32 protein-coding genes and 2 tRNA genes are annotated in these 26,006 nt (G+C 62.3%); 29 read left to right on the top strand and 5 right to left on the bottom strand.

Annotation, left to right across the window (positions count from 1 at the left end):
* Positions 1-46 precede the first annotated feature (46 nt).
* The 8 genes from RBH77_RS13880 (at position 47) to RBH77_RS13915 (ending at position 6,882) form a co-directional block, all read left to right on the top strand.
* A complete protein-coding gene (locus RBH77_RS13880) occupies positions 47-418 on the top strand; it encodes a response regulator (RefSeq protein WP_311028192.1) in 372 nt (123 codons plus the stop codon).
* Between the two features lie 18 nt (positions 419-436).
* Complete coding sequence (locus RBH77_RS13885; protein WP_311028193.1) at positions 437-1,807, top strand: PleD family two-component system response regulator; 1,371 nt, start codon at positions 437-439, stop codon at positions 1,805-1,807.
* A gap of 460 nt (positions 1,808-2,267) precedes the next feature.
* Entirely contained in the window at positions 2,268-3,302 is a 1,035-nt protein-coding gene (locus RBH77_RS13890) for a cysteine synthase A (protein ID WP_311028194.1), read from the top strand.
* On the top strand, positions 3,302-4,042 hold the full coding sequence (locus tag RBH77_RS13895; protein WP_311032542.1) for an alanyl-tRNA editing protein: 741 nt from the start codon (positions 3,302-3,304) through the stop codon (positions 4,040-4,042). Before RBH77_RS13890 ends, RBH77_RS13895 begins: the two co-directional genes overlap by 1 nt.
* 69 nt (positions 4,043-4,111) lie before the next feature.
* Positions 4,112-4,963: a 3-mercaptopyruvate sulfurtransferase gene (sseA, locus tag RBH77_RS13900; protein WP_311028195.1), complete on the top strand. Its 852-nt coding sequence runs from the start codon at positions 4,112-4,114 to the stop codon at positions 4,961-4,963.
* A gap of 2 nt (positions 4,964-4,965) precedes the next feature.
* Complete coding sequence (locus tag RBH77_RS13905) at positions 4,966-5,502, top strand: GNAT family N-acetyltransferase (RefSeq protein WP_311028196.1); 537 nt, start codon at positions 4,966-4,968, stop codon at positions 5,500-5,502.
* A 19-nt stretch (positions 5,503-5,521) separates the two neighbouring features.
* Positions 5,522-6,328 carry a 4-hydroxy-tetrahydrodipicolinate reductase gene (dapB, locus tag RBH77_RS13910; protein WP_311028197.1) on the top strand — a complete coding sequence of 269 codons (807 nt, stop codon included), beginning with the start codon at positions 5,522-5,524 and terminating at the stop codon, positions 6,326-6,328.
* A gap of 86 nt (positions 6,329-6,414) precedes the next feature.
* Positions 6,415-6,882, top strand: coding sequence for a DUF1203 domain-containing protein (locus RBH77_RS13915; protein ID WP_311028198.1), 468 nt, complete (start codon positions 6,415-6,417; stop codon positions 6,880-6,882).
* 266 nt (positions 6,883-7,148) lie between these two features.
* Here the strand turns inward: RBH77_RS13915 and RBH77_RS13920 are convergent, their stop codons facing one another.
* Together RBH77_RS13920 and ald are read right to left on the bottom strand one after the other, a co-directional pair.
* Positions 7,149-8,303, bottom strand: a complete 1,155-nt coding sequence (locus RBH77_RS13920; protein ID WP_311028199.1) for an outer membrane protein — start codon at positions 8,301-8,303, stop codon at positions 7,149-7,151.
* Positions 8,304-8,607: 304 nt separating this feature from the next.
* Positions 8,608-9,723 carry an alanine dehydrogenase gene (gene ald / locus RBH77_RS13925; protein WP_311028200.1) on the bottom strand — a complete coding sequence of 372 codons (1,116 nt, stop codon included), beginning with the start codon at positions 9,721-9,723 and terminating at the stop codon, positions 8,608-8,610.
* 150 nt (positions 9,724-9,873) lie between these two features.
* Between ald and RBH77_RS13930 the strand changes: the two genes are divergently transcribed.
* The 7 genes from RBH77_RS13930 (at position 9,874) to RBH77_RS13960 (ending at position 16,227) form a co-directional block, all read left to right on the top strand.
* Positions 9,874-10,347, top strand: coding sequence for an Lrp/AsnC family transcriptional regulator (locus RBH77_RS13930; protein WP_311028201.1), 474 nt, complete (start codon positions 9,874-9,876; stop codon positions 10,345-10,347).
* A gap of 75 nt (positions 10,348-10,422) precedes the next feature.
* Positions 10,423-11,709, top strand: a complete 1,287-nt coding sequence (locus RBH77_RS13935) for an NAD(P)/FAD-dependent oxidoreductase (protein ID WP_311028202.1) — start codon at positions 10,423-10,425, stop codon at positions 11,707-11,709.
* 100 nt (positions 11,710-11,809) lie between these two features.
* Positions 11,810-13,792, top strand: a complete 1,983-nt coding sequence (locus tag RBH77_RS13940) for a bifunctional 2',3'-cyclic-nucleotide 2'-phosphodiesterase/3'-nucleotidase (RefSeq protein ID WP_311028203.1) — start codon at positions 11,810-11,812, stop codon at positions 13,790-13,792.
* A 193-nt stretch (positions 13,793-13,985) separates the two neighbouring features.
* A complete protein-coding gene (locus RBH77_RS13945) occupies positions 13,986-14,207 on the top strand; it encodes a hypothetical protein (protein WP_311028204.1) in 222 nt (73 codons plus the stop codon).
* Positions 14,207-14,914, top strand: a complete 708-nt coding sequence (locus tag RBH77_RS13950; RefSeq protein WP_311028205.1) for an MOSC domain-containing protein — start codon at positions 14,207-14,209, stop codon at positions 14,912-14,914. The genes RBH77_RS13945 and RBH77_RS13950 overlap by 1 nt, the downstream gene beginning before the upstream one ends.
* Positions 14,915-14,978: 64 nt before the next feature.
* Entirely contained in the window at positions 14,979-15,293 is a 315-nt protein-coding gene (locus RBH77_RS13955) for a hypothetical protein (RefSeq protein WP_311028206.1), read from the top strand.
* A 181-nt stretch (positions 15,294-15,474) separates the two neighbouring features.
* Positions 15,475-16,227 carry a hypothetical protein gene (locus RBH77_RS13960; protein ID WP_311028207.1) on the top strand — a complete coding sequence of 251 codons (753 nt, stop codon included), beginning with the start codon at positions 15,475-15,477 and terminating at the stop codon, positions 16,225-16,227.
* 83 nt (positions 16,228-16,310) lie between these two features.
* Here RBH77_RS13960 and RBH77_RS13965 read toward each other — a convergent pair.
* The 3 genes from RBH77_RS13965 to RBH77_RS13975 all read right to left on the bottom strand — a co-directional run bounded on the left by RBH77_RS13965 (position 16,311) and on the right by RBH77_RS13975 (position 16,831).
* Positions 16,311-16,387, bottom strand: a tRNA-Arg gene (locus tag RBH77_RS13965).
* A gap of 41 nt (positions 16,388-16,428) precedes the next feature.
* Positions 16,429-16,734 (bottom strand): ETC complex I subunit, encoded by a 306-nt coding sequence (locus RBH77_RS13970; protein ID WP_311028208.1) that lies wholly within the window; start codon positions 16,732-16,734, stop codon positions 16,429-16,431.
* Between the two features lie 20 nt (positions 16,735-16,754).
* Positions 16,755-16,831 (bottom strand) — tRNA-Pro (locus RBH77_RS13975).
* Between the two features lie 418 nt (positions 16,832-17,249).
* Between RBH77_RS13975 and RBH77_RS13980 the strand changes: the two genes are divergently transcribed.
* The 14 genes from RBH77_RS13980 (at position 17,250) to RBH77_RS14045 (ending at position 26,000) form a co-directional block, all read left to right on the top strand.
* Complete coding sequence (locus RBH77_RS13980) at positions 17,250-18,302, top strand: phage portal protein (protein WP_311028209.1); 1,053 nt, start codon at positions 17,250-17,252, stop codon at positions 18,300-18,302.
* Positions 18,299-18,814 (top strand): HK97 family phage prohead protease, encoded by a 516-nt coding sequence (locus tag RBH77_RS13985; protein ID WP_311028210.1) that lies wholly within the window; start codon positions 18,299-18,301, stop codon positions 18,812-18,814. The genes RBH77_RS13980 and RBH77_RS13985 overlap by 4 nt, the downstream gene beginning before the upstream one ends.
* Entirely contained in the window at positions 18,811-20,040 is a 1,230-nt protein-coding gene (locus tag RBH77_RS13990) for a phage major capsid protein (RefSeq protein ID WP_311028211.1), read from the top strand. Before RBH77_RS13985 ends, RBH77_RS13990 begins: the two co-directional genes overlap by 4 nt.
* Positions 20,041-20,102: 62 nt before the next feature.
* Positions 20,103-20,585, top strand: coding sequence for a hypothetical protein (locus tag RBH77_RS13995; protein WP_311028212.1), 483 nt, complete (start codon positions 20,103-20,105; stop codon positions 20,583-20,585).
* Between the two features lie 5 nt (positions 20,586-20,590).
* Positions 20,591-21,184, top strand: coding sequence for a hypothetical protein (locus RBH77_RS14000; RefSeq protein ID WP_311028213.1), 594 nt, complete (start codon positions 20,591-20,593; stop codon positions 21,182-21,184).
* 71 nt (positions 21,185-21,255) lie between these two features.
* Complete coding sequence (locus tag RBH77_RS14005; RefSeq protein ID WP_311032544.1) at positions 21,256-21,528, top strand: HNH endonuclease signature motif containing protein; 273 nt, start codon at positions 21,256-21,258, stop codon at positions 21,526-21,528.
* Positions 21,525-21,884: a phage tail protein gene (locus RBH77_RS14010; RefSeq protein ID WP_311028214.1), complete on the top strand. Its 360-nt coding sequence runs from the start codon at positions 21,525-21,527 to the stop codon at positions 21,882-21,884. Before RBH77_RS14005 ends, RBH77_RS14010 begins: the two co-directional genes overlap by 4 nt.
* Positions 21,881-22,606 (top strand): hypothetical protein, encoded by a 726-nt coding sequence (locus tag RBH77_RS14015; protein WP_311028215.1) that lies wholly within the window; start codon positions 21,881-21,883, stop codon positions 22,604-22,606. Before RBH77_RS14010 ends, RBH77_RS14015 begins: the two co-directional genes overlap by 4 nt.
* A complete protein-coding gene (locus RBH77_RS14020) occupies positions 22,603-22,893 on the top strand; it encodes a head-tail connector protein (RefSeq protein ID WP_311028216.1) in 291 nt (96 codons plus the stop codon). Before RBH77_RS14015 ends, RBH77_RS14020 begins: the two co-directional genes overlap by 4 nt.
* A gap of 1 nt (position 22,894) precedes the next feature.
* The gene (locus tag RBH77_RS14025) at positions 22,895-23,308 is read left to right on the top strand and encodes an HK97-gp10 family putative phage morphogenesis protein (protein WP_311028217.1); all 414 of its coding nucleotides are present in this window, start codon (positions 22,895-22,897) and stop codon (positions 23,306-23,308) included.
* Positions 23,305-23,718 carry a DUF3168 domain-containing protein gene (locus RBH77_RS14030; RefSeq protein ID WP_311028218.1) on the top strand — a complete coding sequence of 138 codons (414 nt, stop codon included), beginning with the start codon at positions 23,305-23,307 and terminating at the stop codon, positions 23,716-23,718. Before RBH77_RS14025 ends, RBH77_RS14030 begins: the two co-directional genes overlap by 4 nt.
* Positions 23,715-24,032 carry a phage head closure protein gene (locus RBH77_RS14035; protein ID WP_311028219.1) on the top strand — a complete coding sequence of 106 codons (318 nt, stop codon included), beginning with the start codon at positions 23,715-23,717 and terminating at the stop codon, positions 24,030-24,032. Before RBH77_RS14030 ends, RBH77_RS14035 begins: the two co-directional genes overlap by 4 nt.
* Positions 24,029-24,409, top strand: a complete 381-nt coding sequence (locus RBH77_RS14040) for a phage terminase small subunit P27 family (protein ID WP_311028220.1) — start codon at positions 24,029-24,031, stop codon at positions 24,407-24,409. Before RBH77_RS14035 ends, RBH77_RS14040 begins: the two co-directional genes overlap by 4 nt.
* Positions 24,381-26,000: a terminase large subunit gene (locus RBH77_RS14045; RefSeq protein WP_311028221.1), complete on the top strand. Its 1,620-nt coding sequence runs from the start codon at positions 24,381-24,383 to the stop codon at positions 25,998-26,000. Before RBH77_RS14040 ends, RBH77_RS14045 begins: the two co-directional genes overlap by 29 nt.
* Positions 26,001-26,006: the final 6 nt, after the last annotated feature.

Genomic DNA, 26,006 nt, shown 5'->3' on the forward strand with positions numbered 1-26,006 from the left:
TGCTTTCATCGTACGCCATCCGCAGGGCCGCATCGGGACGGGAAGAATGCCGAAGAAGGTGATGATCGTCGAAGACAATGAGCTCAATATGAAGCTCTTTCGCGACCTGATCGAAGCCAGCGGCTACGAGACCGTGCGCACGCGAAACGGGCTGGAGGCGCTCGACCTCGCCCGCGCCCACAAGCCGGACCTCATCTTGATGGACATCCAGTTGCCGGAGGTTTCCGGGCTGGAGGTGATCAAATGGCTCAAGGAAGACGAAGACCTTCGCGTCATTCCCGTTATTGCCGTCACCGCCTTCGCCATGAAGGGTGACGAGGAGCGCATCCGCCAAGGGGGTTGTGAAGCCTATATCTCGAAACCGATCTCGGTGACGAGGTTCATCGAGACGATCAAGTCCTATCTAGGCGACGCATAGCCCCGAAAGGCTTCTGACATGACCGCCCGCATCCTTGTAGTCGACGACATCCCGGCCAATGTGAAGCTTCTGGAGGTCCGGCTGCTGGCGGAATATTTCGAGGTGCTGACCGCCTCGAACGGCGCCGACGCGATCGAAATCTGCGAGGCCGGCAAGATCGACGTGGTGCTGCTCGACATCATGATGCCGGGTATGGACGGGTTCGAGGTGTGCCGCCGGCTGAAGCTCGATCCGGCGACCGCGCACATCCCGGTCGTCATGGTGACCGCACTCGACCAGGTGGCCGATCGCATTCGCGGTCTGGAGGCGGGCGCCGACGATTTCCTGACCAAGCCCGTCAACGATCTGCAACTGATGACGCGCGTGAAGAGCCTCGTCAGGCTTAAGACACTGACCGACGAGTTGCGGCTGCGCGCCTCTACCACGCGCAATATAGGCATCGAGGAGATGCTCAGCCGCAAGCAGGCCGATGCCGACCAGCCCAAGATACTGCTTGTGGACGAGAAGCCGGTTTCGGTCGAGCGTCTGACGAACATGCTCGGGTCGGCCTTCGCGATCGACGCGGTTGCCGATCCGCACAAGGGTTTCTTCGACGCGGCGGAGGGAGACTATGATTGCGTCGTCGTGGCGACCGGCTTCCGGGATTTCGATCCGCTCAGACTCTGCTCGCAACTCCGCTCGCTTGACCGTACCCGCTTCCTGCCGATCGTGCTGATCGCCAATGAAGGCGAGGAGGACCGCATCCTGCGCGGCCTCGAACTCGGTATCAACGACTATCTCGTCCGACCGATCGAGCAGCAGGAACTGACGGCGCGGCTGAAGACTCAGGCCCGCCGCAAGCGCTACAACGACCAGCTCCGCGCGAGCGTCACGGAGACGATGGAGATGGCCGTGATCGACGGGCTGACCGGCCTGCACAACCGCCGCTACCTCGACAGCCACCTCCAGACGCTGTTCGACCGTTCGGTGGCACGCCGCCGGCCCCTGTCCGTTATGATGACGGACATCGACCATTTCAAAGCCGTCAACGACAAATGGGGCCATGACGGCGGCGATCGTGTCCTGCGCGAATTCGCCGGCCGGCTGAGGAAGAACGTGCGCGGCATCGACCTTGCCTGCCGCTATGGCGGCGAGGAGTTCGCGGTCGTCATGCCGGACACCGAGGCGCATATCGCGGAAAAGGTCGCGGAACGCATCCGCGCCGAGATTGCCAGCGCTCCTTTCGTGGTGGCGGGAGACGGAACGGCCATCGAAGTCACGGTGAGCGTCGGCGTCTCCTCGCTCAAACCCTATGGCGATGGCGTCGAGGCACTGATGAAGCGTGCGGACGTAGCGCTCTACGAGGCCAAGTCCGGCGGTCGCAACCGCGTCGTTGCCAAGGCGGCATAGGCGCATGGCGATATCGGCAAGGCCATAAATTTACCTTGTTCGCAGTGATTTCTTGGCTTTGGTTAAGAAACTATTGATTTCCAAGGTATCTTAAGCGAGTGTCGCCTTGGGAATTTAAGGGGTGGCGATACGAGGCTGGATTCCAGCTGTCCCTTAGCTATACCCCATGATGCTCAGGTCCGCCGCATCTCCTGGGTTCCGTGGGGTCGGCCGGCCGGCGCTGGCGCAAAGTGGCCTCCTCGTACCGCTGCCAGATTGCCGACCGGCCCCTTCCTTCTTCCCATCATCCCTTTGCACTGACGGGCATTTCAAGATTTTCGATACGGAAGTCTGCCAGGGTGCCAGACTCCCGCTTGCCTTGGAACGTCATTCCGCTGGACCATACGGTAGGGCAAAATCCGTCCTTGAAAGGCGAGGCCGCGATTTCTAGGGTCGGCCGGCAAGAAAAGAAGGAAAACCTATGTTTCGCTCGGTCGTCGACGCCATCGGCAATACGCCGCTCATCCGCCTCAGGCGCGCCTCGGAGGAAACGGGCTGCGAGATCCTCGGCAAGGCCGAGTTCATGAATCCGGGCCAGTCGGTGAAGGACCGTGCCGGCCTCTTCATCATCCGCGACGCCGAGAAAAAGGGCCTGCTCGAGCCGGGCGGCGTCATCGTGGAAGGAACAGCGGGTAATACCGGCATCGGCCTTACCGTCGTCGCCAAGGCGCTTGGCTACCGCACGGTCATTGTCATCCCGGAGACGCAAAGCCAGGAAAAGAAGGACGCGCTCAGGCTGCTTGGCGCGGAATTGCTGGAAGTGCCGGCGGTGCCTTACAGGAACTCGAACAATTACATAAAAATCTCCGGCCGGCTCGCCGAGCGGATGGCGAAATCCGAAACCCACGGCGCTATTTGGGCGAACCAGTTCGACAACGTCGCGAACCGCGACGGCCATGTGCACACCACTGCGCAGGAAATCTGGAAGCAGACGGGCGGCAAGCTCGACGGCTTCGTGTCGGCAGTCGGCACGGGCGGTACGCTAGTCGGGGTCGCCGAAGGGCTTCGCGGTCACAGCAAGAGCGTAAAGATAGCACTCGCCGATCCTTTCGGCGCCGCGCTTTACAGCTTCTATACCGAAGGTGAGTTGAAATCCGAGGGGAACTCAATCACCGAGGGCATCGGGCAGGGCCGCATCACAGCCAATCTCGAAAGCTTCAAGCCGGATTTCTCCTATCGGATCCCGGATGAAGAGGCGCTGCCGATCATCTTCGACCTCGTGCAAGAGGAGGGGCTCTGCCTCGGCGGCTCCACCGGCATCAATATCGCCGGGGCAATCCGACTGGCGCGGGATCTCGGCCCCGGTCATACCATCGTGACGATCCTCTGCGACTATGGCATGCGCTACCAGTCCAAGCTCTTCAACCCGGCTTTCCTGCGCACCAAGGACCTGCCGGTTCCGGCCTGGATGGACAAGGCGCCGGATATCGCCGTGCCGTTCGAAGAGGTGGCATGATGGCCTTCTTCACGGAGGCCGTTTTCCGCGAAGACGCCTATCGCAAGGCCGACGATGGCAGGGTGGTCGCCGTCAACGACCGCGGCGGCATCATCCTCGATCGCACGATCTTCTACGCTACCTCCGGCGGTCAGCCGGGCGATACCGGGTTCCTCGAACGCGCGGACGGTTCGCAGATCGGCGTCGAAGCGACGATCACCGGCGAGAACAAGGATGAGATCATCCATCTGCCGGGCGCCGACGCGACCGCGCCCGAGCTCGGCGAGACGCTTCGTCTGGCAATAGACTGGCCGCGCCGCCTGAAGCTGATGCGCATGCATACCGCCTGTCACCTGCTCACCGTCATCTGCCCCTATCCGATCACCGGCGCGGCCGTCGGCGAAGAGGAGAGCCGGGTCGATTTCGATATGCCGGACTCCGGCGTCACCAAGGAAGAGGTGAGCGCGAGGCTGATGGAACTCGTCAAGGCCGATCATCCCCTCTTCACGCGTTGGATCACCGATGAGGAACTGGCGGCCAACCCGGGACTGGTGAAGTCGAAGAATGTCCGCCCGCCCGCCGGCACGGGACGCATCCGGCTGGTCTGCATCGGCGAGGGTGAGGCGATCGACAGCCAGCCCTGCGGCGGCACCCACGTCGCCGGAACGGGCGAGGTCGGCGATATCCATATCGGCAAGATCGAGAAGAAGGGTCGCGAGAACCGCCGCTTCCGTATCCGCTTCGGGCCGGCGCCGACATAAGATCGTTTGGATTTTCTGAGGGGCCGCTCTACGTAGAGCGCCAAACGTTTCTCGCCGGGAGGATCGCAAATGTCCGATCAGAACCTCTTCTTCGTCACGCCGGAGTGGCTTCAGGAGCGGCTCGGGCAGCCGGGCCTGAAGATCGTTGACGGCTCCTGGTATCTGCCGGCGCAGAAGCGCGACGCGCGCGCGGAGTATGATACCGGACACATTCCCGGCGCCGTCTTCTTCGACCAGGACAAGATCGTCGATCCGGAGTCGAGCCTCCCGCACGCCCTGCCGTCGCCCGACCTCTTCGCGCGCTTCGCCGGCTCGATGGGCATCGCCACAGGCGACAGGATTGTCGTCTATGACGGACCGGGCGTCTTCACCGCTCCACGAGTGTGGTGGATGTTCCGCGTCATGGGCGCGAAGAACGTGTTCATACTGGAAGGCGGCGGCGACGGCTGGAAGGCGGCTGGGCGACCGGTCACCTCGGAAGCGACGAAGATCGCGCCGAACGTCTTCGACGCCAATTTCGACGCATCCCGTGTCGCTTCGCTGGATGACATGCGCGGTATCGTCGAGACCGGGTCGGCCGAGATCGCCGATGCGAGGCCGGGCGGCCGCTTCACCGGCGCCGACCCCGAGCCGCGCGCCGGCATGCGCAGCGGCCATATGCCGGGCGCGCATAGCGTACCCGCACTGTCGCTGGCGAAGGACGGCAAACTGTTGCCGCCGGATGCGCTGAGGGAGAAATTCGAGGCCGCCGGGGTCGATCTCTCGAAGCCGGTCGTCACCTCTTGCGGCTCCGGCGTGACGGCGGCCGTGCTGACGCTCGCGCTCGAAACGCTTGGCCACAAGGAAAACCGCCTCTATGACGGCTCCTGGTCGGAATGGGGCGGGCGCGCCGATACGCCGGTCGAGACCGGAAGCAAATAAAGATGGTGCGCCGGGCGAAGTCGGCCCTCGTCAAGGCGCGGGTGACTCATCTCGAAATGGGCGCCATGCCGCCCCACCGGGTGCCGATGCCGGTCGGCCCGCGCCTCGCGCTCATGCAGGCGCGCAAGATGCCTCTCGCTTTCTACCGCTATCTCTACGAGCAGGTCGGCCGACCGCATCACTGGTCGCTGCGCCGCTTGATCGGCGACGGGGAGCTTGCCGCGACGATCCATGCCCCGACCACCGAGATCGCCGTTCTTTATATCGATGGCTCGCCGGCCGGATTCCACGAACTGGATCTGACGCAACTGCCGCGGAAGGTCGAGATCGTTTATTTCGGGCTGGCGCCGGATTTCCAGGGCAGGGGGCTTGCGCGCTTCTTTCTTTCTGAGACGATCTTCGCGGCCTGGGCGCACGATCCCGAGATCGTCGCCATCCACACGAACACGCTCGACAGCCCCCTGGCATTGCGCCTCTATCAGAAGATGGGCTTTTCGCCCGTCGGCTGGTCGGAAGAAGAGGTCGAACCCTGGGCATGAACGGCAAGGAGAGGGAAAAATGACGATAAGGGTAGTGATGGCGGGCGCCACCGGGTGGGTCGGTAAGGCGCTGATCCCAGCGATCATGGCGGCGGACGGGCTGGAGCTGGCCGGCGCGGTGGCGCGCGGCGCCGCCGGCAAGGACAGTGGTGACGTCGTCGGTCATGTCGTCAACGGCGTGATGGTGGCTGCGACGCTCGAAGAGGCGCTTACCGTACCCTCCGACGTGGTCGTCGATTATACCAAGCCCGATGCTGTGAAGCGGCACGCGCTTCTCTCGATCGAAAAGGGCCGCCATGTCGTTATCGGCACGTCGGGCCTCGGCGCGGCGGACTATGCCGAGATCGACAAGGCGGCGCGCTCGGCGGGCGTCGGCGTGCTCGCCGCCGGTAATTTCTCCATCACGGCGACGCTCTTGAAGCGCTTCGCGCTGATGGCGGCGAAATACGTGCCGGATGTGGAAGTCATCGACTACGCCGGCGCGAAAAAGCCTGACGCGCCATCCGGCACGGCGCGCGAACTGGCCGAGGCACTGGCCGGCATCCGCGGCAAATCGACGGCGGTGCCGCAAGCGCAGGTTTCCGGCGTATCCGGTACGCGCGGCGCTGCGGTCGGGACCGGCGAGGGCGTCCAGGTACACGCCTTGCGCCTGCCGTCCTATATCCTCTCCTGCGAGGCACAGTTCGGCCTTCCCGACGAGCGGCTGACCATCCGCCACGACGCCGGCTCCTCGGCTGCGCCCTATGTGGCCGGCACGCTACTTGCCGTCCGCGAGGTGGTAAAGATCAAGGGGCTGGTGCGCGGGCTCGATGCCCTCATGGAGTAGCCCAGCTATATCCGACTTGGCAGGAAACGGGTCGCAGCGCCTGTGTCTGAGATCTATTTCGACTTCCATCACTCATGGAGGTCACGATGCAAGTCACATTCGAAGCCCTGCCCACAGAAGCCGTTCGCGCGCTGCAGCGCGGCGGGCCCGACGCCTACGGACATAAGCCCGAGCGAAAAATCTCCGACGGCGACGGTGTGCCCTGCCGCCATTGCATGAGGAACGTTGCGGCGGGCGAGCCTTATCTCGTCCTTGCCTACCGGCCTTTCCCGGAACTCCAGCCCTATGCGGAGACCGGGCCGATCTTCCTGCACGCGGCTGAATGCGAGCGCGGGCCATCCGGAACGCAACCGCCGGAGATGCTCGCCAGCCCGGACTATATCGTGCGCGGTTACGGCGCGGACGATCGTATCGTCTACGGGACGGGCGCCGTGGTTCCGACCGCCAAGATCGCGGGGAGGGCGGAAGCGCTGCTGGCTCGCGACGACATCGCCTATGTCCATGTGCGTTCGGCGAGCAACAATTGCTATCAGTGCCGGATCGATGCTGCGTAACTTGCCGGCGTTAACTCTTCATTAACCAAACTGCGCGACGCTGATTCCCAGCTGTCATAGCGCTGTCGCACTGAAGCGGTAGAGAGCGAATGCCTGAGGATGGGCCGACCGCGGATGGACCGGCGGCCTGATCCGGGCATACGAGGAAGCGGGGTTGTTGCCCCGCTTTTTTGTTGCCGGAATTCGAGTGGGCTTTCTTACAAGGAAAAGCCCGCCGGCAGGGAGACGGCGGGCAATCGGAGGCCGATCCGAAATGGTTGCGGCGGTCAGTTGAACTTGTACTTCAGGCCAACGCGCACCGTGTGGGAGGAAGGTTCGACCTTGAAGGAGCCGGGAGGCGCTCCAAAGCCGGCCGAGAGGTCCTTGTCCGAAAACTGCGCGTAGCGATATTCGATGCCGAGCGTCGTATTGGCGGTAACGGCCGTTTCGAGGCCGCCGCCGACCGAATAGCCGCTGCTCCCCCAACTGTAGCTGAGCGACGGGCCACCGCCGCCAGCGGATATTCCTGCCTTGAAATGAGCCCAACTATAGCCACCGAGCACATAGGCGAGGGTGGACGGGTTCACCTTCATGCCGACCCGACCAAGAATGTCAAAGCCGTAGTCCGATTTAAGACTGCTTTTCACACCGGGGATCGGTAAGAAGAGAAGATTGTTAGCTTTGATGCCGGAATAGTTGCCATCCACCATCAATCCGGCAACGAAATTGCCGAAATCGTGATCGTAGCCGGCATTCAGTTCGCCAAATATGCCGTCGCCGGTTATGCCGTTCACATTAAGAAGGCCGCCCAGCGTCGTATCATTCACGGCTTGGCCCGCGCCGACCGAAGCACCGACATAGAAGCCGGACCAGTCATAGACCGGGGAAGCGATGGCGGGGGCGGTTCCATTGGCGCCAAACCGGTAATTTGCCGCGATGTGGAAGGTGTGGGTCGAGGGCTTTAATTCTTCTCCTTCCACCTTGCCGCTGTAACGGCCGTAACGATATTCGGTCTTGATGGACCAGTTATTGCTGATTGCCGTCTCCATGCCGAGACCGAGCATGTAGCCGTCCAGATTACCGCGCACACTGTCACCTGGGATCGACGCTTTGATCTGCTGCCAGCTATACCCTCCCAGGGCATAGCCAAGAGTGCTGCCGTTAAGCAGATAACCCAAACGGGCGCCTACATCGAAACCATAATTGTTGGTGATTTTCTCCGATGGGCCGCCAGGAGCGGCGGCCTTCAATTCTGGTCCGATCGTGCCGAGATGGGTGTCGATGAACCCGCCCAGAAGAAGTCTCTCGGTCAGCATGTGGTCATAGCCGGCGGTGAGTTCGCCGAAGACACCGTCGCCTCCGATATTACCCCCTAGGCCGGTATTGTAACCGACTGCGCCGAAGCCGCCGCCCACGCCGACATAGAAGCCCGACCAGTTCATGCCGGCGGCGGCCGGTTGCGGCGCCTGCGCTGGTTGGACCATATCGGCCGCATGGCCCGCCGATACCACAAAAATAACGCTCGCGCCGCCGAGCAGCGTCGCCCTAAGAGTTCTGAACATAATTTAACCCGCCCAAAAGGAACTGATGCGGGTTTGGATAGCACGCCCGATCGCGTTACGGTTGTGATCGAAATGCCACAGACACATGTATTTTAATGCTTATTGCATAGGCCGATCAGGTACGTTTGAAATATGCACCTGTGGTAGAGGGCCGGCGCCTTGGGCGCCGGCTCCCTGGCAGCCTTCAGGCCGCCAGCACCTTCTTCGGCTCGGCCAGTTCGTAGCCGAGTGCCTCGGCGACCGCCGCGTTGGTGATTCTGCCCTTGTGGACGTTAAGGCCGTTCCTCAGATGCGGGTCGTCGACCAGCGCCTTCAGTCCTTTGTCGGCAAGTTGTAGGCCATAGCGCAGCGTCGCGTTGTTGAGCGCGTGCGCCGAGGTTACCGGCACGGCGCCCGGCATGTTGGCGACGCAATAGTGAATAATGCCGTCGACCTCGTAGGTCGGGTCGGAATGGGTGGTGGCGTGCGAGGTCTCGAAGCAGCCGCCCTGGTCGATGGCGACGTCGACCAGCACCGAGCCCTTCTTCATGCCCGAGAGCATTTCGCGGGTGACCAACTTCGGCGCGGCGGCGCCGGGAATGAGTACTGCGCCGATCACGAGGTCGGCGGAAAAGCACTCTTCCTCCAGCGCTTCAACGGTCGAATAGCGCGTGTGGACGCGGCCGCCGAAAATATCGTCGAGTTGGCGCAGGCGCGGGATGGAGCGGTCGATGACGGTCACGTCGGCGCCAAGGCCAGCGGCCATCCGCGCCGCATGCAGCCCGACCACGCCGCCGCCGATCACCGCGACCTTGGCCGGCAGCACGCCCGGCACGCCGCCAAGCAGCACGCCGCGCCCGCCATTAGCCTTCTGCAGCGCCGTGGCGCCGGCCTGGATTGAGAGCCGACCGGCAACCTCGGACATCGGCGCGAGCAGCGGCAGGCCGCCGTGCTCGTCCGTCACGGTCTCGTAGGCGACGGCCGTGACGCCGGAGGAAAGCAGGCCCTTGGTCTGTTCGGGATCGGGCGCGAGGTGGAGGTAGGTGTAAAGGATCTGGCCCTCGCGAAGCTGCGCCCATTCGTTTGGCTGCGGCTCCTTCACCTTCACGACCATGTCGGATTTCTGGAAGACCTCGGCTGCCTTCTCGGCGATCCGGGCACCGGCGGCGCGATAAGCATTGTCGTCGGCGCCGATACCGGCTCCGGCGCCAGTCTCGACCAGCACTTCATGGCCGTGGGCCACATATTCGCGGACCGCGCCCGGCGTCAGGCCGACGCGGTATTCATGATTCTTGATTTCCTTCGGGCAACCGACACGCATGTGCTCCTCCTATCGCGAGCGGCATTCTTGGAATGTAGCCAAGTGAACCACAAAACCCGTCGAACGTGTTTGCGAAATCGGTTGTAAGAGAGCGCTCGCTTCGATAAAGTTTGCGTAACGTGTCGGTACAGTCAAAGAAATCACGAATAAATGGCTTTAGACAGGATCGATATCGCTATCCTCGACACGCTCCAGAAGGACGGCCGCATCTCCAACGCCGCGCTGGCCGAGAAAGTCGGCCTGTCGCAATCGGCCTGCTCGCGTCGGCTCGATATCCTTGAAAACACCGGCGTCATCCTCGGCTATCACGCGCAGCTTTCCAACGGCGCGCTGTCGCACCGGATGACGGTGATCGTGCACATCTCGCTCTCGGGCCAGTTCGAGAAATCGCTGACCGATTTCGAGGCGGCGGTGAAGCGCTGCCCGAATGTGCTTTCCTGCCATCTGATGTCCGGCGAGTACGATTACATATTGAGGATCGCCGCCCGCGACCTCGAGGATTATGAGCGCATCCATAAGCAATGGCTTTCCGCCATGCCGCACGTCACCAAGATCAACTCCTCTTTCGCGTTGCGGGAGGTGATCGACCGCACAGCCGTCGGCATCGACCCGGCAGTGGCGTAAGACAGGACGGGTTCAGGGATCGATCTTTAACGATCGGACTTTCCTGCCGTATACTCCGGCACGAGAGGGTCCCGCATGAACCAGCAGTCTTCGCCCCATCAAGTAGTCCCCCATCAGATCGTTATTGTCGGCGCCGGCTTCGGTGGACTGGAAACCGCCTACCGCCTTGCGGGTGCGCCCGTTGGTATAACCATCGTCGACCGGCGCAATCACCACCTCTTCCAGCCTTTGCTCTATCAGGTCGCCACCTCTTCGCTTGCGCCATCGGAGATCGCCTGGCCGGTACGTTTTCTCTTTCGAGGGCGGCGGGACGTGACGACGCTGCTGGGAACAGTCACCGGCGTGGACCCGGATAGGAAGGTGGTGCTGCTTGAGGACGGCTCGCGGCTTCACTACGACACGCTGGTGCTCGCCACGGGATCGCGGCATGCCTATTTCGGCCATGACGAGTGGGAGCCCTTCGCGCCCGGCCTGAAGACGCTCGAAGATGCGACGGCCATACGCCGGCGGTTGCTGGTCGCCTTCGAGCAGGCGGAGCGGGAAACCGACCCAAAGGCGCGCGCGGCTTTGCTGACTTTCGCGATCGTCGGCGGCGGTCCGACCGGCGTGGAACTCGCCGGCACGATCGCGGAGCTCGCCCGCGACACGCTGAGGCGGGATTTCCGGCATATCGACACCGGCGAAGCGCACGTCGTGCTGATCGAGGCTGGTCCTCGGCTGTTGGGCGGTTTCGCCGAGGATTTGTCGGCATATGCGTTGAAGGCTCTGCAAAGGCTGGGTGTCACGGTCGAGCTCGGCCAGGCTGTATCGGATTGCAGTACGGAAGGGGTCGTATTCGCCGGAAGATCCCTGCCTGCCAGGACGATCATCTGGGCCGCCGGTGTGCAGGCATCGCCGGCAGCCGCATGGCTCAAGGCACCGGCCGACCGGGCAGGCCGCGTCGAGGTGCAATCCGACCTGACGGCACCCGGGCACCCTGATGTCTTCGTGATCGGAGACACGGCTCGCGTGAATGCACCCGACGGAACGCCGGTTCCAGGCGTTGCGCCAACCGCCAAGCAGGAAGGACGCTATATCGCCGCCGTCATCCGCGCACGCCTCGAAGGCAATACGGCGCCCGGTCCGTTCGCCTATAGCAATCCCGGCAGCCTGGCGACAATCGGCAAGCGTGCCGCCGTCGTCGATTTCGGCTGGATCAAGCTCACCGGCCGGATAGCCTGGTGGATCTGGGGCATCGCCCACATCTATTTTTTGATCGGTCTGCGCAATCGTCTGACCGTCGCGCTGAGCTGGTTGTGGATCTACACCACAGGCCAGCGCAGCGCCCGCCTCATCACCCAGCACGGCGCGGAGACCCGCTGACCACGCGTCATTCTGCTGTCACCTGTTGCTGCTGGACTCCGCCGGGTTTTGGCGCAACAGTCCGGCTGCGCACACGCGTGCAACCATTCGGGAGGAGAAGATGTCGGCCAACCTCAGCAACATGATTTCCCGCCGTTCCTTTCTCGCCGGAGCCTCCGCTGCCGGTGCTTTTGTCATGCTGCATCCCTTCTCGGCGCGGGCGGCGGCGAACCAGGCGCATCTCAGGATCATGGAGACGACCGACATCCACGTGAACGTGCTGCCCTACGACTATTACGCGGACAAGCCGAACGACACGATGGGCCTGTCGCGCACGGCCTCGCTCATCGATGCGGTGCGCAAGGAAGCCACGAATTCCATGCTGATCGACAATGGCGACCTGCTGCAGGGCAATCCGATGGGCGATTATATCGCCTACGAGAAAGGCATGAAGGACGGCGACCTGCACCCGATCATGAAGGGCATGAACGTGCTCGGCTACGAGTGCTCGACACTGGGCAACCACGAGTTCAACTACGGTTTGTCCTTCATGGACAAGGTGCTGGCGGGCGCCAACTTCCCCTTCGTCTGCGCCAACCTGATCCGTGGCACGACGCTTGCTTCCAATCCGCGCGACGACAAGCTTTACCTGAAGCCCTACCTGATCCTCGACAAGAAACTGAAGGACGGGGCGGGCAACGAGCACCCGATCAAGATCGGAATCGTCGGCTTCGTGCCGCCGCAGATCATGATCTGGGATTCGAAGAACCTCGAAGGCAACGTCAAGACGCGCGACATCGTCGAGGCGGCGAAGGCCTGGGTACCGGAAATCAAGGAAGCCGGCGCCGACATCGTCATCGCGCTCTCGCATTCCGGCATCGACGTGCAGCATTCCGACCTGATGGAGAACGCTTCCTTCTATGTCGCGGGCGTGGAAGGCATCGACGCGGTCTTCACCGGGCATCAGCACCTGGTCTTCCCGGGTCCGAAGGATTTCCAGGGCATGGAGGGTGTCGATACGAAGAACGGCACGCTGCAAGGCAAGCCCGCCGTCATGGGCGGTTTCTGGGGCTCGCATATGGGCCTGATCGACCTGATGTTGGAGGCGGATGGCGGCAAGTGGAAGGTCGTTTCGGCGACCTCCGAGGCGCGGCCGATCTACGACCGTGTCGACAAGAAGATCGTGCCGACCGCGAAGGACGACCAGCGCATCGTCGATGCCGAGAAGGCGGACCACGAAGCGACGCTCGCCTATGTGCGCCGTCCGGTCGGCAAGACCTCGGCGCCGCTTTATTCCTATTTCGCGCTCGTCGCCGACGACCCGTCCGTGCAGATCGTGAGCCAGGCGCAGACATGGTACGTCAAGGATATGCTGAAGGAATCCGAGTGGAAGGATTTGCCGGTGCTTTCCGCGGCGGCGCCGTTCAAGGCGGGCGGGCGAGGGGGCCCGGATTACTATACCGATGTCCCCGTCGGCGCTATCGCCATCAAGAACGTGGCGGACCTCTACCTCTACCCGAACACGGCCCGCGCGGTGCTGATCAATGGCGCACAGGTCAAGAACTGGCTCGAGATGTCGGCCGGCATCTTCAAGCACATCACGCCGGGCAAGGCCGACCAGCCGCTGATCAACCTCGATTTCCCGTCCTTCAACTACGATGTGATCGACGGGGTGACCTACAAGATCGATCTCAGTCAGAAGCCGAAATACGACGCCAAGGGAAATCTGATCAACGCGGATTCGAACCGCATCGTCGACCTTTCCTTCCAGGGCAAGCCGATCGACCCGGACGCGAAGTTCGTGGTCGCGACCAACAATTACCGCGCCGGCGGCGGGGGAAATTTCCCGGACATCAACGACAAGGTGACCATCCTGCAGGCGCCGGACACGAACCGCGACGTGATCGTGCGCTATATCGTTCAGCAGGGCACGATCAATCCTTCCGCCGACGGTAATTGGAGCTTCGCGCCGCTGCCCGGTACGTCGGTCGTCTTCGATACCGGGCCGAAGGGCAAAGCGCATCTCGCTGACGTGAAAGGCGTCAAGATAGAGGCGGCGGGCGAGGGCGCCGAAGGGTTCGCGCGCTATCGCATCATGTTGTAGCCGGCATCGCATTTCTTCCCTCAAGAGGGCGCGTCCGGAGCAGCCATTGGGTACGATAGCCGGTTACGCGCTCCCCGCGAGGCCGTGCATCCGGCTTACTGTCCTTTTAGCCTACGCTCACCCTCTTGTTTATGAGGCGAATGCCATTCAAATACGTATCGGGCAACAGCGGGCAATCCGATGCGAGTAATTCATGGCCACTGCGAAGATCAACGCACCGACCAGACATCCGGAAGACCTGCTTTATCTGACGGAATGCCGTCTGGCGCTCGAGCCGTCGCTCACCGGCCTTGCAGAGATCGCGATCAAGGCCGGCTGGCCTCCGAAGGCCGTTAGCTATTCCCTGATGATCCTTTCCGCCGAGATGCTGCGGCAGCATTCGAGTGACGAGCAGCAGCAAGTGGACGTTAATTGATGCCGGGACAGCCAGGGGAAGCTTTTGAAATCGTCGAGTTGCGCACCGGCCGGGTGGCGCCGCTCGGACCTGCCGGTGTGCCGAGCGGCATCGACAAGCAGCAGGTGGACGGGCCGGTCGCGGCCGGTCCCCTCGGGCTCGAGGGTGACCAGCACGGCGACCAGAAGAACCATGGCGGCCCCCACAAGGCGCTCCATGCCTACGCGCTAGCGCATCTGCCGCTTTGGGCCGCCGAATTGCCGCACCGGGCCGATTGCTTCCGCCCCGGCGCCTTCGGCGAGAATCTGGTCGTTGCCGGCGCAACCGAGGCCGATTTCTGCCTCGGCGACCGCTGGAGGATCGGGTCGGCGCTGGCGGAGGTCAGCCAGGCCCGGCAGCCATGCTGGAGGCTGAACCTGCGTTTCGACCTGCCCGACATGGCGCGCCGCGTCCAGGAGACGGGCCGCAGCGGCTGGTATTTCCGCGTGATCGAGCCTGGCGTCATTGCCGCCGGCGACCGTGGCGCGCTGGCGGAGCGGCCGCATCCTGAATGGACACTCCACCGGGTTTCGCATCTTCTCTATCACGATCGGATGAACCGCCCCGCACTGGAGGAACTGGCCGCACTGCCGGGCTTGACGGAAAGTTGGCAGCGTCTCGTCGATGCGCGGCTCGCTTCCGGGCAGACCGAAAACTGGTCGCGCCGTCTGGAGACGCCGAAGATATGAGGCGGAACGAAAGCCGTCCGCTGCCGTTGAAGAACCGATCCATTGACCAAGCAAGGAATTTGCCATGGCATCGGCGCTCACACGCTTTCGCGAAGACCTCCACGACGACATGCAGGACCAGGTCGCCCGGCTCACCCGTGAGGTTTCTTCCCTCAGGAAGATGGTCTCCAGGCAAGGACAAGCGGCCTATGCCGACGCCCGTGACGGCGCCGGCGATCTCTATGACGATCTGTGGGAGCGCGTTCAGGACGCCATGCCGGATATCCGTCGCGGCGCACGGCGGGCGCGCGATACCGCCCGCGACAATCCGGTCGTCACGGCTGCGGTCGCCGTCGGAGTGATTGGGCTGCTCGCGGTTCTCCTGACAAGACGTTCGTAGGTTGGGGCGTTCGTAAGTTGGGGCGTTCGTAGATCGCGCCCGCACCATTGCGGTTTGTCACCAACGACGGAGATGCGGCTTTCGACGCATTGACCCCGTGATCGGTTCGTGTCGTATGTTTTCCTGGTCGGCGGGTGTGAATACCGTTTGCGATCATGGAAATCCGCGGTAGGGGCCGCTCTTGACGAAAGTCGTCCTTGTCATCGGCAGTGCTCCGGAAGCCGTCCGGGCGCAGGAGTTCGATACGCGCCACATCGATCAGATCGTGGCCATCAACAATGCCTGGCGGGTTCGGCCCGACTGGACGCATCTGGTCCATCCGGAGGACTTTCCCGAGGAACGGCGGCCACGCCCGGCAACCGGCCAGCGAACCGTGACGTTCGAGGACTACGTGCCGGCCAACAACCGTTTTGGCGGGATCGTCTATGCCGGCGGCACGATGGTGTTCTCGGCCGCGTATTGGGTGCTGGACGCGCTTCGGCCCGATATCATGGCCTTCTGCGGTTGCGACATGATCTATGACCGACGCGCCGGCCCTTCGCATTTCTACGGTTTCGGGCAGGCGGACCCGCTGCGGCCGGACCCCACCCTGCAAAGCCTTGAGGCCAAGGCGAACCGCCTGGCGATCCTGGCGGCCGCGGAGAATTGCCTGTGCGTCAACCTTTCCGGGCTGCCGCAAAGCCGGCTGACCTTTCCGAGGATGGAGCCGGCCTTGCTCGCGGGAGATCTCGCGGCATTCCACCGCATCGGCCTCGCCCGGATGCGCGCCTGCATCGCGGAGACGGCGCGGGCCGAAGTCGCCGCGCTGGAGGCACGGCAGAACATCTTCGTGCCGGCGGGCGACTACTGGAAATCGCCAAGTAAGCTCGACGCGGGTATTCTTTCGTCGATAGACAGGCTCTGGCTGGAGGCCCTTGCAGCGCCGGCGGTTTGACTGACTCTCTTCAGTGCCTCAAGGGCCGCAAAAGGTTCCTGGCGATCCTTACCTGGCTTCCGACTGTAAATTATTGAAAAATATGGCGATCCCGGCAGGATTCGAACCTGCGACCATCGGCTTAGAAGGCCGGTGCTCTATCCAACTGAGCTACGGGACCGTTTGCTCGGGGCCGAACCTTTGGCCGGACGTCAGCCGCGCTCAATGCGTCCACGGCGTCTTGCGGTCATAGCGGAAATTGTCGGAGTAGGAAATCTGCCGGCGTTTCGCCTCGTTGGGCAGTTCCACCCGATAGGGGATGCCGTTCCGTTCGGCGTAGGTGACGGCTTCCTCGCGCGTGGCGAATTTCAGCTTGATCTGGCTCTTCATGTCGCCGGAAGTCGTATAGCCCATCAGAGGGTCGATCTTGCGCGGCTTCTCGGGATCGAATTCGAGCAGCCAGTAGCCGGTCTTGGCCTTTCCCGATTGCATGGCGGTCCGGGCGGGACTGTAAATGCGCGCAGACATCTTTCCCTCGTTCAATCCGTTGGTCGGAGCGGCAGGATTCGAACCTGCGACCCTCTGGTCCCAAACCAGATGCGCTACCAGACTGCGCTACGCTCCGAGGTGCCGGAAGCCCTAGAAGATCAAGGCTTTGGAGGCAAGAGGCTTCCGAAGCCTTTTTCGTGGAAACGGAACAAACGGTATCCGTATGCGGCTGAAATAACCAAAATCCGCATACGCAACCGCATACGTGCTCCCGGTTTGTTCCGTCTCGCCATGCATCAAGTAATTTGAACGACACGCCGATATAATTCAATTTTCTTCAATTTATCGCTTGCGCCGCGATTCGCGTTGTGAGACACTAGTTTAAAGTTGAACTAGTGAAGTCATAGCATTTGAGTGTCCTTTCCCTTGTGAGGGAAGTGTTTGGTAGGCCGATCGAAAAGAAGTCGATCGGCCTATCTGACTCTTCCATCTTCGAAATCTTCGGAAGTTCCGCTTCTACACTGTCCGGCCCGGCTATCGGTCCTGACACGGCGATGAAGGTTCCTGCCGTTCGGCTCGCCGTCACGCTGATTTCGGAAATGGTCGGCGCATTGCCCTGCAAGGTCTATGACGCGGCGACCAAAGAAGCCGCGAAGGATCATCCGACCTATCGCCTTATCCATGATGAACCGAACAGTTTCACCGGAGCGGAAGAGTTCCGGGCGGCGCTCACCCGTGACGCCCTTCTGACCGGCTATGGCTATGCTTTCGTCAACCGCGTTGACGGGCGGCCGATCGAACTCTTGCGGCTCGATCCGAACGCCGTGACCACGCAATACGACACGGCGACCGGCGAGCCGTTCTTTACGGTTCCGGCAAAGGGTGGCGGCACCATTACCTATACCCACGACGATATCATGCGCATTCGTGCGCCGGGCGGTTGCTCGCCCATCGTTCACGGCCGCGAGGCCATCGCCCTGGCCCTTGTCATGGAACAATGGGCTTCCAAGCTCTTCGGCAACGGCGCACGTCCTTCCGGCTTGCTTATGTCGGAAAAGGCCCTTGGCGACGATGCAAAGGCGAAGATCGCCGCAAGCTGGAATGCAAAGTTCGGCCCCGGCGGTTCCGGCGGCACGGCGGTCCTTGATGAGAAGATGGACTGGCGCGCGATCACCCTCAATTCCACCGACGCCCAGTTCATTGAATCCCGCCGCTTTCAGATCGGCGAGATTGCCCGGCTCTTCGGCGTGCCGGTCACGATGCTGCAAGACCTGTCTGCCGGCATCAAGTCCAATGTCGAAGAACAGAACCTACAGTTCCTTACCGACACGCTTGCCCCGTGGCTTTCCATTTGGTCGCGGGCATACGGCCGCGCTCTGTTTTCTCCTTCGGAGCGCGGCCGCTTCTATTGCGAGTTCACGACCGACGCCCTGCTTGTCGCCGACACGGCGGCACGCGCCACGGCATACGGTCAGTATCGGTCCATGGGCGTCATGACGGCGAATGAAGTCCGCGCCGGTCTCAATCTGCCGGCGCACCCGGACGGCGACACGCTGGAAAATCCCTACACCACGACCGGCACCATGCCGGCGAAGGAAGCCGCATGACGGACCGCCTTATCCTCGAAACGAAGTTTGCCGTCACCGATGCCGGAGAGATCGAGGCCCTTGCATGGCCCTTTGATACGCCGGATCGCGTCGGCGACATGATCCAGAAGGGCGCGTTCGCCAACGTCAATCTGCCGCTCACCATGCTCTTCGGCCATGATCAAAACGATCCGGTCGGCGTGTGGACGGAAGCGATCGAAGCACCGGACGGCTTGCGCTTGAAGGGTAAGCTTCTGGTCGATGACGTTGCTCGCGCCCGCGAAGTCCGCGCCTTGGTGAAGTCCGGTGCGGTTCGGGGCATCTCGATCGGCTTCGTTACCCGTAAGGCTACCCCCAGGACGGGCGGCCGCACGATTACCAATCTCGAATTGCTGGAGGCATCGCTTGTCGCGATCCCCATGCACCCCGGCGCTCGCGTCACTAGCGCGAAGTCGGCAGTCAAGGCGCTCGCGATTGCCGACGCCATCAACCGCGCCACGGCGCATTTCTCGCAAAGGAACTATCGAGCATGAAGTATACCAATCCCGCGAATCTCGCGGGAGTTCTTGAGGTGAAGGGCGGGAATAGCGCCCCTGACCTGAAGAACTCCCCGGATGAAGCCGAGACGATCGTCACCAAGGCCCTCGCCGATTTTCAGAAGGCCGTTGACGACCGTTTGAAGGCGCTTGAAGGAAAGCAGACCGAAGGCAAGGTCGAGACCAAGCAGGCCGACGCCGACAAGATCACGGCCCGCCTTGACGCCTTCGAGGCCAAGCTTAATCGCCCGGCCGTCATCACCGGCGACAAGTCCGGCGACCTTTCCGAAGACCGCAAGGCGTTCATCGAGTTTGCCCGCAAGGGCGTCGAGCGCATGGAACAGAAGGCCGTGGCCGCGCTCACGGTCAGCACGGATTCTCAGGGCGGCTATCTCGCCCCGGAAGCCTTCGCGAACGAAATCCTCAAGAAGATCGTCGAGTTCTCGCCGATCCGCCAGTATGCGCGCGTCATGTCGATTTCCGCCCCGGAGATCAAGATTCCGCGCAAGCTGACCGGCTCGACCGCAGTATGGGTTTCCGAAACCGGCGACCGTTCGCAGTCGGATATGACCTTCGAACAGGTGACGCTTACCCCCTATGAGGCGGCCGAATACGTCGATGTTTCGCGGCAGCTTCTGGAAGACAATGCCTACAATCTGGAAGGCGAGCTTTCGGCCGATTTCGCCGAAGCGTTCGGCAAGGCCGAAGCGACCGCTTTCGTCACCGGCGACGGCACCGGAAAGCCGAATGGTCTCCTGTCGGCGACTGGCATTTCCGAGATCAAGAGCGGCAACGCTTCGACGCTCGGCAGTGATCCGGCGAGCCTGATTATCGGCATGTTCCATTCCGTTCCTTCTGTCGTCGCACAGAAGGGCGTTTGGCTGATGAACCGGAACACGCTCGGCACCCTTCGCAAGCTGAAGGATGGCGACGGCCGTTTCATCATGATCGATCCGATCACGGCCGGCGCGCCGGTCACCTTGCTCGGCAGGCCGATCGTGGAAGCGACCGACATGCCCGACGTGGCGGCGAACGCCTATCCGATCATGTTCGGCGACCTCGCCGGCTATCGGATCGTGGATCGTGTCGGCCTCACCGTCCAGCGTGACCCGTTCACGCAGATGACGAAGGGGCTTGTCCGCTTCGGCGCGTGGAAGCGCGTCGGCGGCGACGTGACCAATCCCGACCGCTTCGTGAAGCTGAAGGTCGCCACGGCAGCCTAACGGCAACGGGCGGCGTCATGCGCCGCCCTTCCTCTTTCCCCATTCCATAAGGATTTTCGAATATGGCTGAGGCCGATCTTTCCCTTGTCGCCGACTCCGTTGTGAGTATCGGCGGCGTTTTCACCGGCGATCCGACGAGTTCGGCCGCCTTCACCGCCCTGACCTTCGTTCCGGTCGCTGGGCTTACCGATATCGGCGAGTTCGGTGACGAAGCCGAGATCGCCACCTTGAAGACGATCGACGGCGCGCGCGTGCGCAAGAAGGTCGGCAGCAAGGACGCCGGCACGCTGGAAATCACGGTCGGCCGTGACCCTGCCGATCCCGGTCAGGTGGCGCTTCGCGCGGCTATCGGCTCGAAGGACGCATATGCGTTGAAGATCGAGCAGAACGACGCCCCGGCCGGCGGCACGAACACGATCCACTATCTGAAGGTCTATGTCGCCAGCGCCAAGAACAAGCTCGGCGGACCCGACGATTTCGTGACGACCGTCTTCACGCTCGCCGTGGATGCCGCGCCGCTCACGATCGAGGCGGCGGAAGCCTAAGCGCCATGCGCCTCGCGAACGAAATCACGATCACGGTTGACGGCGTAGCGGTCACGCTACGCCCGACCCTTCGCGCCGCCTATCGCCTTGAAGAGACCTATGGCTTCAAGGCGATCCTCACCGGCATCACCGAAGGCCAGATCGTGACCATGGCGGCAGTCATTCGCGAGGCCGGCGACTATCCCGCCGCCATGCTCAATCTTCTCACCATGATCGAGCGCGACGGCTCGGAAGCCCTCGATATCTTCAAGCTGCCGCTTCTGAATCTTGTCGGCGAAATGATCGGCGTCGGCGACGAAGAGGAAAAGCTGACCGGCAAATCCGCAACCGTTGCGGATTCCAGCACCGAATCCTTCGGCACCTATTTCGAGCGCCTGTTTTCGATCGGCACCGGCTGGTTAGGCTGGACGCCGGCCGATACGTGGCGCGCTACGCCTGCCGAGATCGTCGCAGCCCAAAAGGGCCGCGTGGACATGCTTCGCGCGATCTTCGGCGGTAAGGACGGCGAAGAGGAAGCCCGGAAGAAGATTCCGCTTTCCACCAAGGTTTCCGTCGCCATGGAAAGCCTTCGCGCGCGCTTCAAGGCGAAGGAGGCATAACCATGCCTTTCAAGCCGCCCTCTCTTCGTGCTTGCGGTTGCGTTGTCGCACTCGGTCAGCGTTGCCAGCACATGCTTGCCGCCGACCGTGCGCGGAAGGCCAGGCACGATCAAAACCGTCCTTCGGCCCGCCAGCGCGGCTATACCGGCCAATGGGAACAAGCCCGGATCGAGTTCCTTCGCGCTGCCCCGTTCTGCCGGTTCTGCGGAAATCCCGCGACCGTTGTCGATCATATCAAGCCTCACCGGGGCGACATGCGCCTTTTCTGGTCTCGCCAGAACTGGCAGCCGCTTTGTGTTCCCTGCCATTCCTCGATCAAGCAGGCACGGGAGCGCCGGCAATGACGATCGCGATCCCGACCTTCGATCCGCCCTTTGCACCTTCGCCCGGCGCACAGAACAAGCCGGAGATCAAGATTCTACAGGCTGAGTTCGGCGACGGCTATTCGCAGCCGACGCCGGCCGGTCTCAATCACATTCGCCGCGTGCTTACCTTGCAATGGGAAATGCTGGAACGTTGCGAACGTGACGCCATGCTTTCCTTCTTCGAACGCCGTGGCGGCACGCTGCCCTTCTTCTTCGCTATGCCCGGCGAGGCGCATATCGCATATACGTGCGCCGATTGGAGCGACACGGCCCTTGAAGCCGAGCTCTACGCCGTCAACGCGACGTTCAAGCGGTATTTCGGGGCGCTCGCATGACCCCGGCAACCATGATCGCCTTCGACGGTATAGAACAACCTGTCACCGAATGGGCGCTTGATTACGGCATTGCACCCGCCGTCATCATCGCGCGCCTTGAACGTGGCATGCCCGTTGCAGAAGCCATCACCAAGCCCATGGTCGCGGCACGCGGTCAGAAGCTCTCCGGCGAGCACATTGATAGCTACGTCGCCAGTCAGCGCCGCGTGTGGTGGCGTGACAGGCGCAAGGTGCGACAAGCAGTGGGAAAGGCCCGTCGTGATTCAGCGCGTGCGGCAGAGAGGAGGGTATCGCGGCCGAAGAAGCCTTACCGTCCGCCCACCAAGGTTCGCCTCTACGCCTTCAATGGCAAGACCATGACCATCGGCCAATGGGCGGATGAGATGGATATCAGCATTTCGACTTTGACGAAGCGTTTCGCCAATGGCTGGCCGGTCGAGCGCGCCTTGACCGAAGAGACCACGGCAGATGCCAAGGCTAAGCGGCACACCTTCAACGGTGAAACGCTGACTTTGCGGCAATGGTCCGAACGCACCGGCTTGGCAAGCAGCGTCATCGATACCCGGCTTCGCAAGGGCTGGCCGATGGAGCGCGCGCTGACCGCTCCGGTCGATGAACGCATGAGGCGCAGGCGGGGGGTAGGTCGAAACTTGGCCGAAAGCCAAGGGACCGGCGGACATCCCTTCGCGCAAGAGTCGGCCAAATTGGAGATTTCAGAATGACGATCGTGACGCCGGCCGAACTTCGCGCCCATAGCAACCTGCCGGAAGAGGATTCCGACGACTTCCTGATCGGCAAGATCGCTGCCGCCGAAGATTGGTGCGCCTCTTACATCGGTCAGGCCCTCGCCGACCTCGATCCGCTGCCGGGAGCCGTGAAGGAAGCCATCCTTAAGCTTGCCGCCGATCTTTATGAGCTTCGCGAGGCTTCCCTTGTCGGCACCGCCGCCGAGATCCTGCCGCTCGGCGTAACGGATCTTCTCGCACCGCACCGGATTTGGAATTTCTGATATGGCGCGGTCGAAACAGTTTGCCCGGATCGAACAGCGCTTGAAGGCTATCCCGGTCGCCGTGCGCGCTGCCGTCATGCCGGCCATGGAAAAGTCCGCCGAAGAGATCGTGGCGGCGGCGAAGACGCTTTGCCCGGTCGGCAGCGGCACCCTTCGCGACTCGATCGGCTGGACGTGGGGCGATGCGCCCGAAGGCTCGATCGTGCTTGCTTCGTCGCAGGGCGGCGCGCTGCGGATCACGATCTATGCCGGCGATGACGAAGCCTTCTATGCCCGTTGGGTCGAGTTCGGCACGTCGCATTCGCTGCCGGAACCGTTCTTCCTGCCCTCTTACCGGCTTTTCAAGAAGCGCGCGGCGCGGCGGATCAAGCGCGCGATCGGCAAGGCCGTGCGCGAGAATTGGGGAAGCGCGTGACCGAGCCTTCCCTTGCCGTTCAAATCGCGATCCGTTCGGCGCTCATTGCCTCGCCGGCCGTGACCGGCATCGTGCCGTCCGCCCATATCTTCGATCGGCGCACCCGGCCGGAACTCTTCCCCTGCATCATCATCGGCGATGCGAACACCGCCCTTGAACCGATCACGCTCACCCGGTCGCACGTCCGCCTCTTCGCCGACCTGCATATCTGGACCGAAGAAAGCGGTCTCGAAACGGTCAAGACGGTCGCCGGCAATGTCGGCGCTGCCCTTCGTAGCAAGCCGTCGATCGACGGCTTCCATGTTGTCGATTGGAAGATGACGGGCACCCGTTTCCTTCGCGATCCCGGCGGCGAATACGGCCACGCAATCACGTCGATCGAGGTTTTGTTGAATGAGGCACCGCAATGAAGGCCGGCCGTATGACCGAAACCGTGACGATCGAGCGCGAGACGGAAACCGTCTCGCCGGCCGGCACCGTGACGTTGACGTGGGCGACGATCGCCACGCGCAAGGCCGAACTTATTCAGGCCGGCACGACCGAACTGTTGAAGCCGTTCGGCGAGGAAGAACAATCGGCCATCGTGTTTCGCGTCCGGTATGTCGCGGACGTGACGACGAAAGATCGGCTGGTTTACGGCACCCAGGCATTCAACATCCGCGACATTAAGGAGATCGGCCGGCGGCGTGGTCTCGATCTTCGTTGCGAGAAGGTGACGCAATGAAGGGCAGGAAGCCTAGTGTGATCCTCGCCGGTTCCTCGCCGGTCGATCGCGTTCCTTCGGCCCCGGCATGGCTGTCGGCGGACGCGAAGAAGGAATGGAAGCGGATCATGCCCTTGCTTGTCGAGCGTCGGATTCTGACCGATGCCGACATGGGCGGCGTCGAAAATTATTGCGTGGCGTGCGGCCGTGTTCGCGAGATCGAGCGCCTTTTCAAAAAGGCCGGCGGCGATATCGATCCGGTTCTTTTCCGTATGCAGGACAAGGCAATCCAGACCGCCCGCCAGCTTGCCGCCGAACTCGGCTTGACGCCGGTTTCGCGGTCGCGTCCCTCGATCCGTGAAGATGCCGATGACGAAGCCTCGCCGCTCGATATCTGACCCGTTCCCGGCATGGCTCTATGATGGCTCGCCGATTGACGATCCGCTTGGCTACGGCGAACGGGCGGTGCGCTTCCTTCGTGCCTTGAAGCATCCGAAGAGCACGGCACCCGGTCACGCTTTCCAGCTTGACCCTTGGCAGGAACGGATTGTGCGCCAGATTTACGGTCCCCGGCATTCGGATGGAAGCCGGATCGTGAAGACCGTATTTCTGCTTTTGCCGCGGGGAAACCGCAAAACGTCGCTCGCCGCGGCACTGGCGCTGTTGCACACGATCGGCCCGGAGAAGGTTCCGGGCGGCGAGGTTATCAGTGCCGCCAGTGACCAAAAACAGGCCCGTATCGGATTCGATGAGGCGGCGAACATCATCCGCGCAGACAAGCGCGTGGCGAAGGCCGTCCGTATTGTCGATCACCGCAACCGGATCACCTATCCGGCGCACGGAACCTTCTACGAGGCGATTTCCAGCGATGCCGGCACGCAACACGGCCGATCGCCTGCCTTCGTGCTGGCGGACGAATTGCACGCTTGGAAGAAGCGCGACCTTTGGGATGTTCTCGAATCCGGCTTGCCGAAGGTGAAGGGTTCGCTTGTCGTGATCGCCACGACTGCCGGCCGTGGTCAGGACAACATTGCTTTCGAGAAATACAGCCGCGCCCTCAAAATCGCGTCCGGCAAAATCGAAGACCCGACCTTTCTGCCGATCCTGTTTGAAGCGCCTCGCGATTGCGATTGGCGTGACGAAGATATCTGGCGGCGCGTCAATCCCGGTCTCGATCTTGGATATCTGGACCTAGAGTCGCTTCGGCAGCGTGCCCGTGAAGCCGAAACGAGTCCGGGCACCCGCGAAGCCTTCCGGCAATTGCATCTGAATATCTGGCTCGATCACTCGACCGACCCTTTCGTTGACATGGTGGTTTATGATCGCGGATCGACGGCGATCGATATGAAGAAGCTCGCCGGCCGGCCGTGCTGGCTCGCCGTCGATATGTCCGCCACGACCGATCTGACCGCCGTGCTGGCGGCGTTCCATGATGATGATGACGGCTATATCGTCCTGCCTCAATTCTTCTGCCCCAAGGATAATTTGCGGGGGAAGGCGGACAAGGACGGCGTGCCTTATCCGCTATGGGCGGACGAAGGTTTCATCTGCCCGACGCCCGGCAACGTGATCGATTATCGGGCGGTCGAGGCACATATCCGCGACCTTTGTGACCGTTTCGACGTGCGCGAGATCGCTTTTGATCCGGCCTACGCCTCGCCGGTCATGTCGCCGCTTGGCGATGACGGCTTCCCCGTCATGACCATGCGGCAGGGCTGGATTACGCAAGCCCCGGCCTTGAATGAACTGGAACGGGCAATCGTCGCCGGTAAGTTCCAGCACGGCGGGCACCCGGTTCTTCGCTGGAACTTCGCAAACGTCGCCATTCACACGGATTCGGCCGGCAACCGCACCATGCACAAGGGTAAATCGACCGGCCGGATCGATGGCGCTGTTGCGTCATGGATGGCGGTCGCGCGCGCCGCTGCCGGCGAAAGCAACGTCTCTTCCTACAATGATCCGGCTTCGACCGGCCTTTTCATCTTCTAAGGATTC

It is taken from the genome of Mesorhizobium koreense, from assembly GCF_031656215.1.
GTDB classification, from domain to species: Bacteria; Pseudomonadota; Alphaproteobacteria; order Rhizobiales; family Rhizobiaceae; genus Mesorhizobium_L; species Mesorhizobium_L koreense.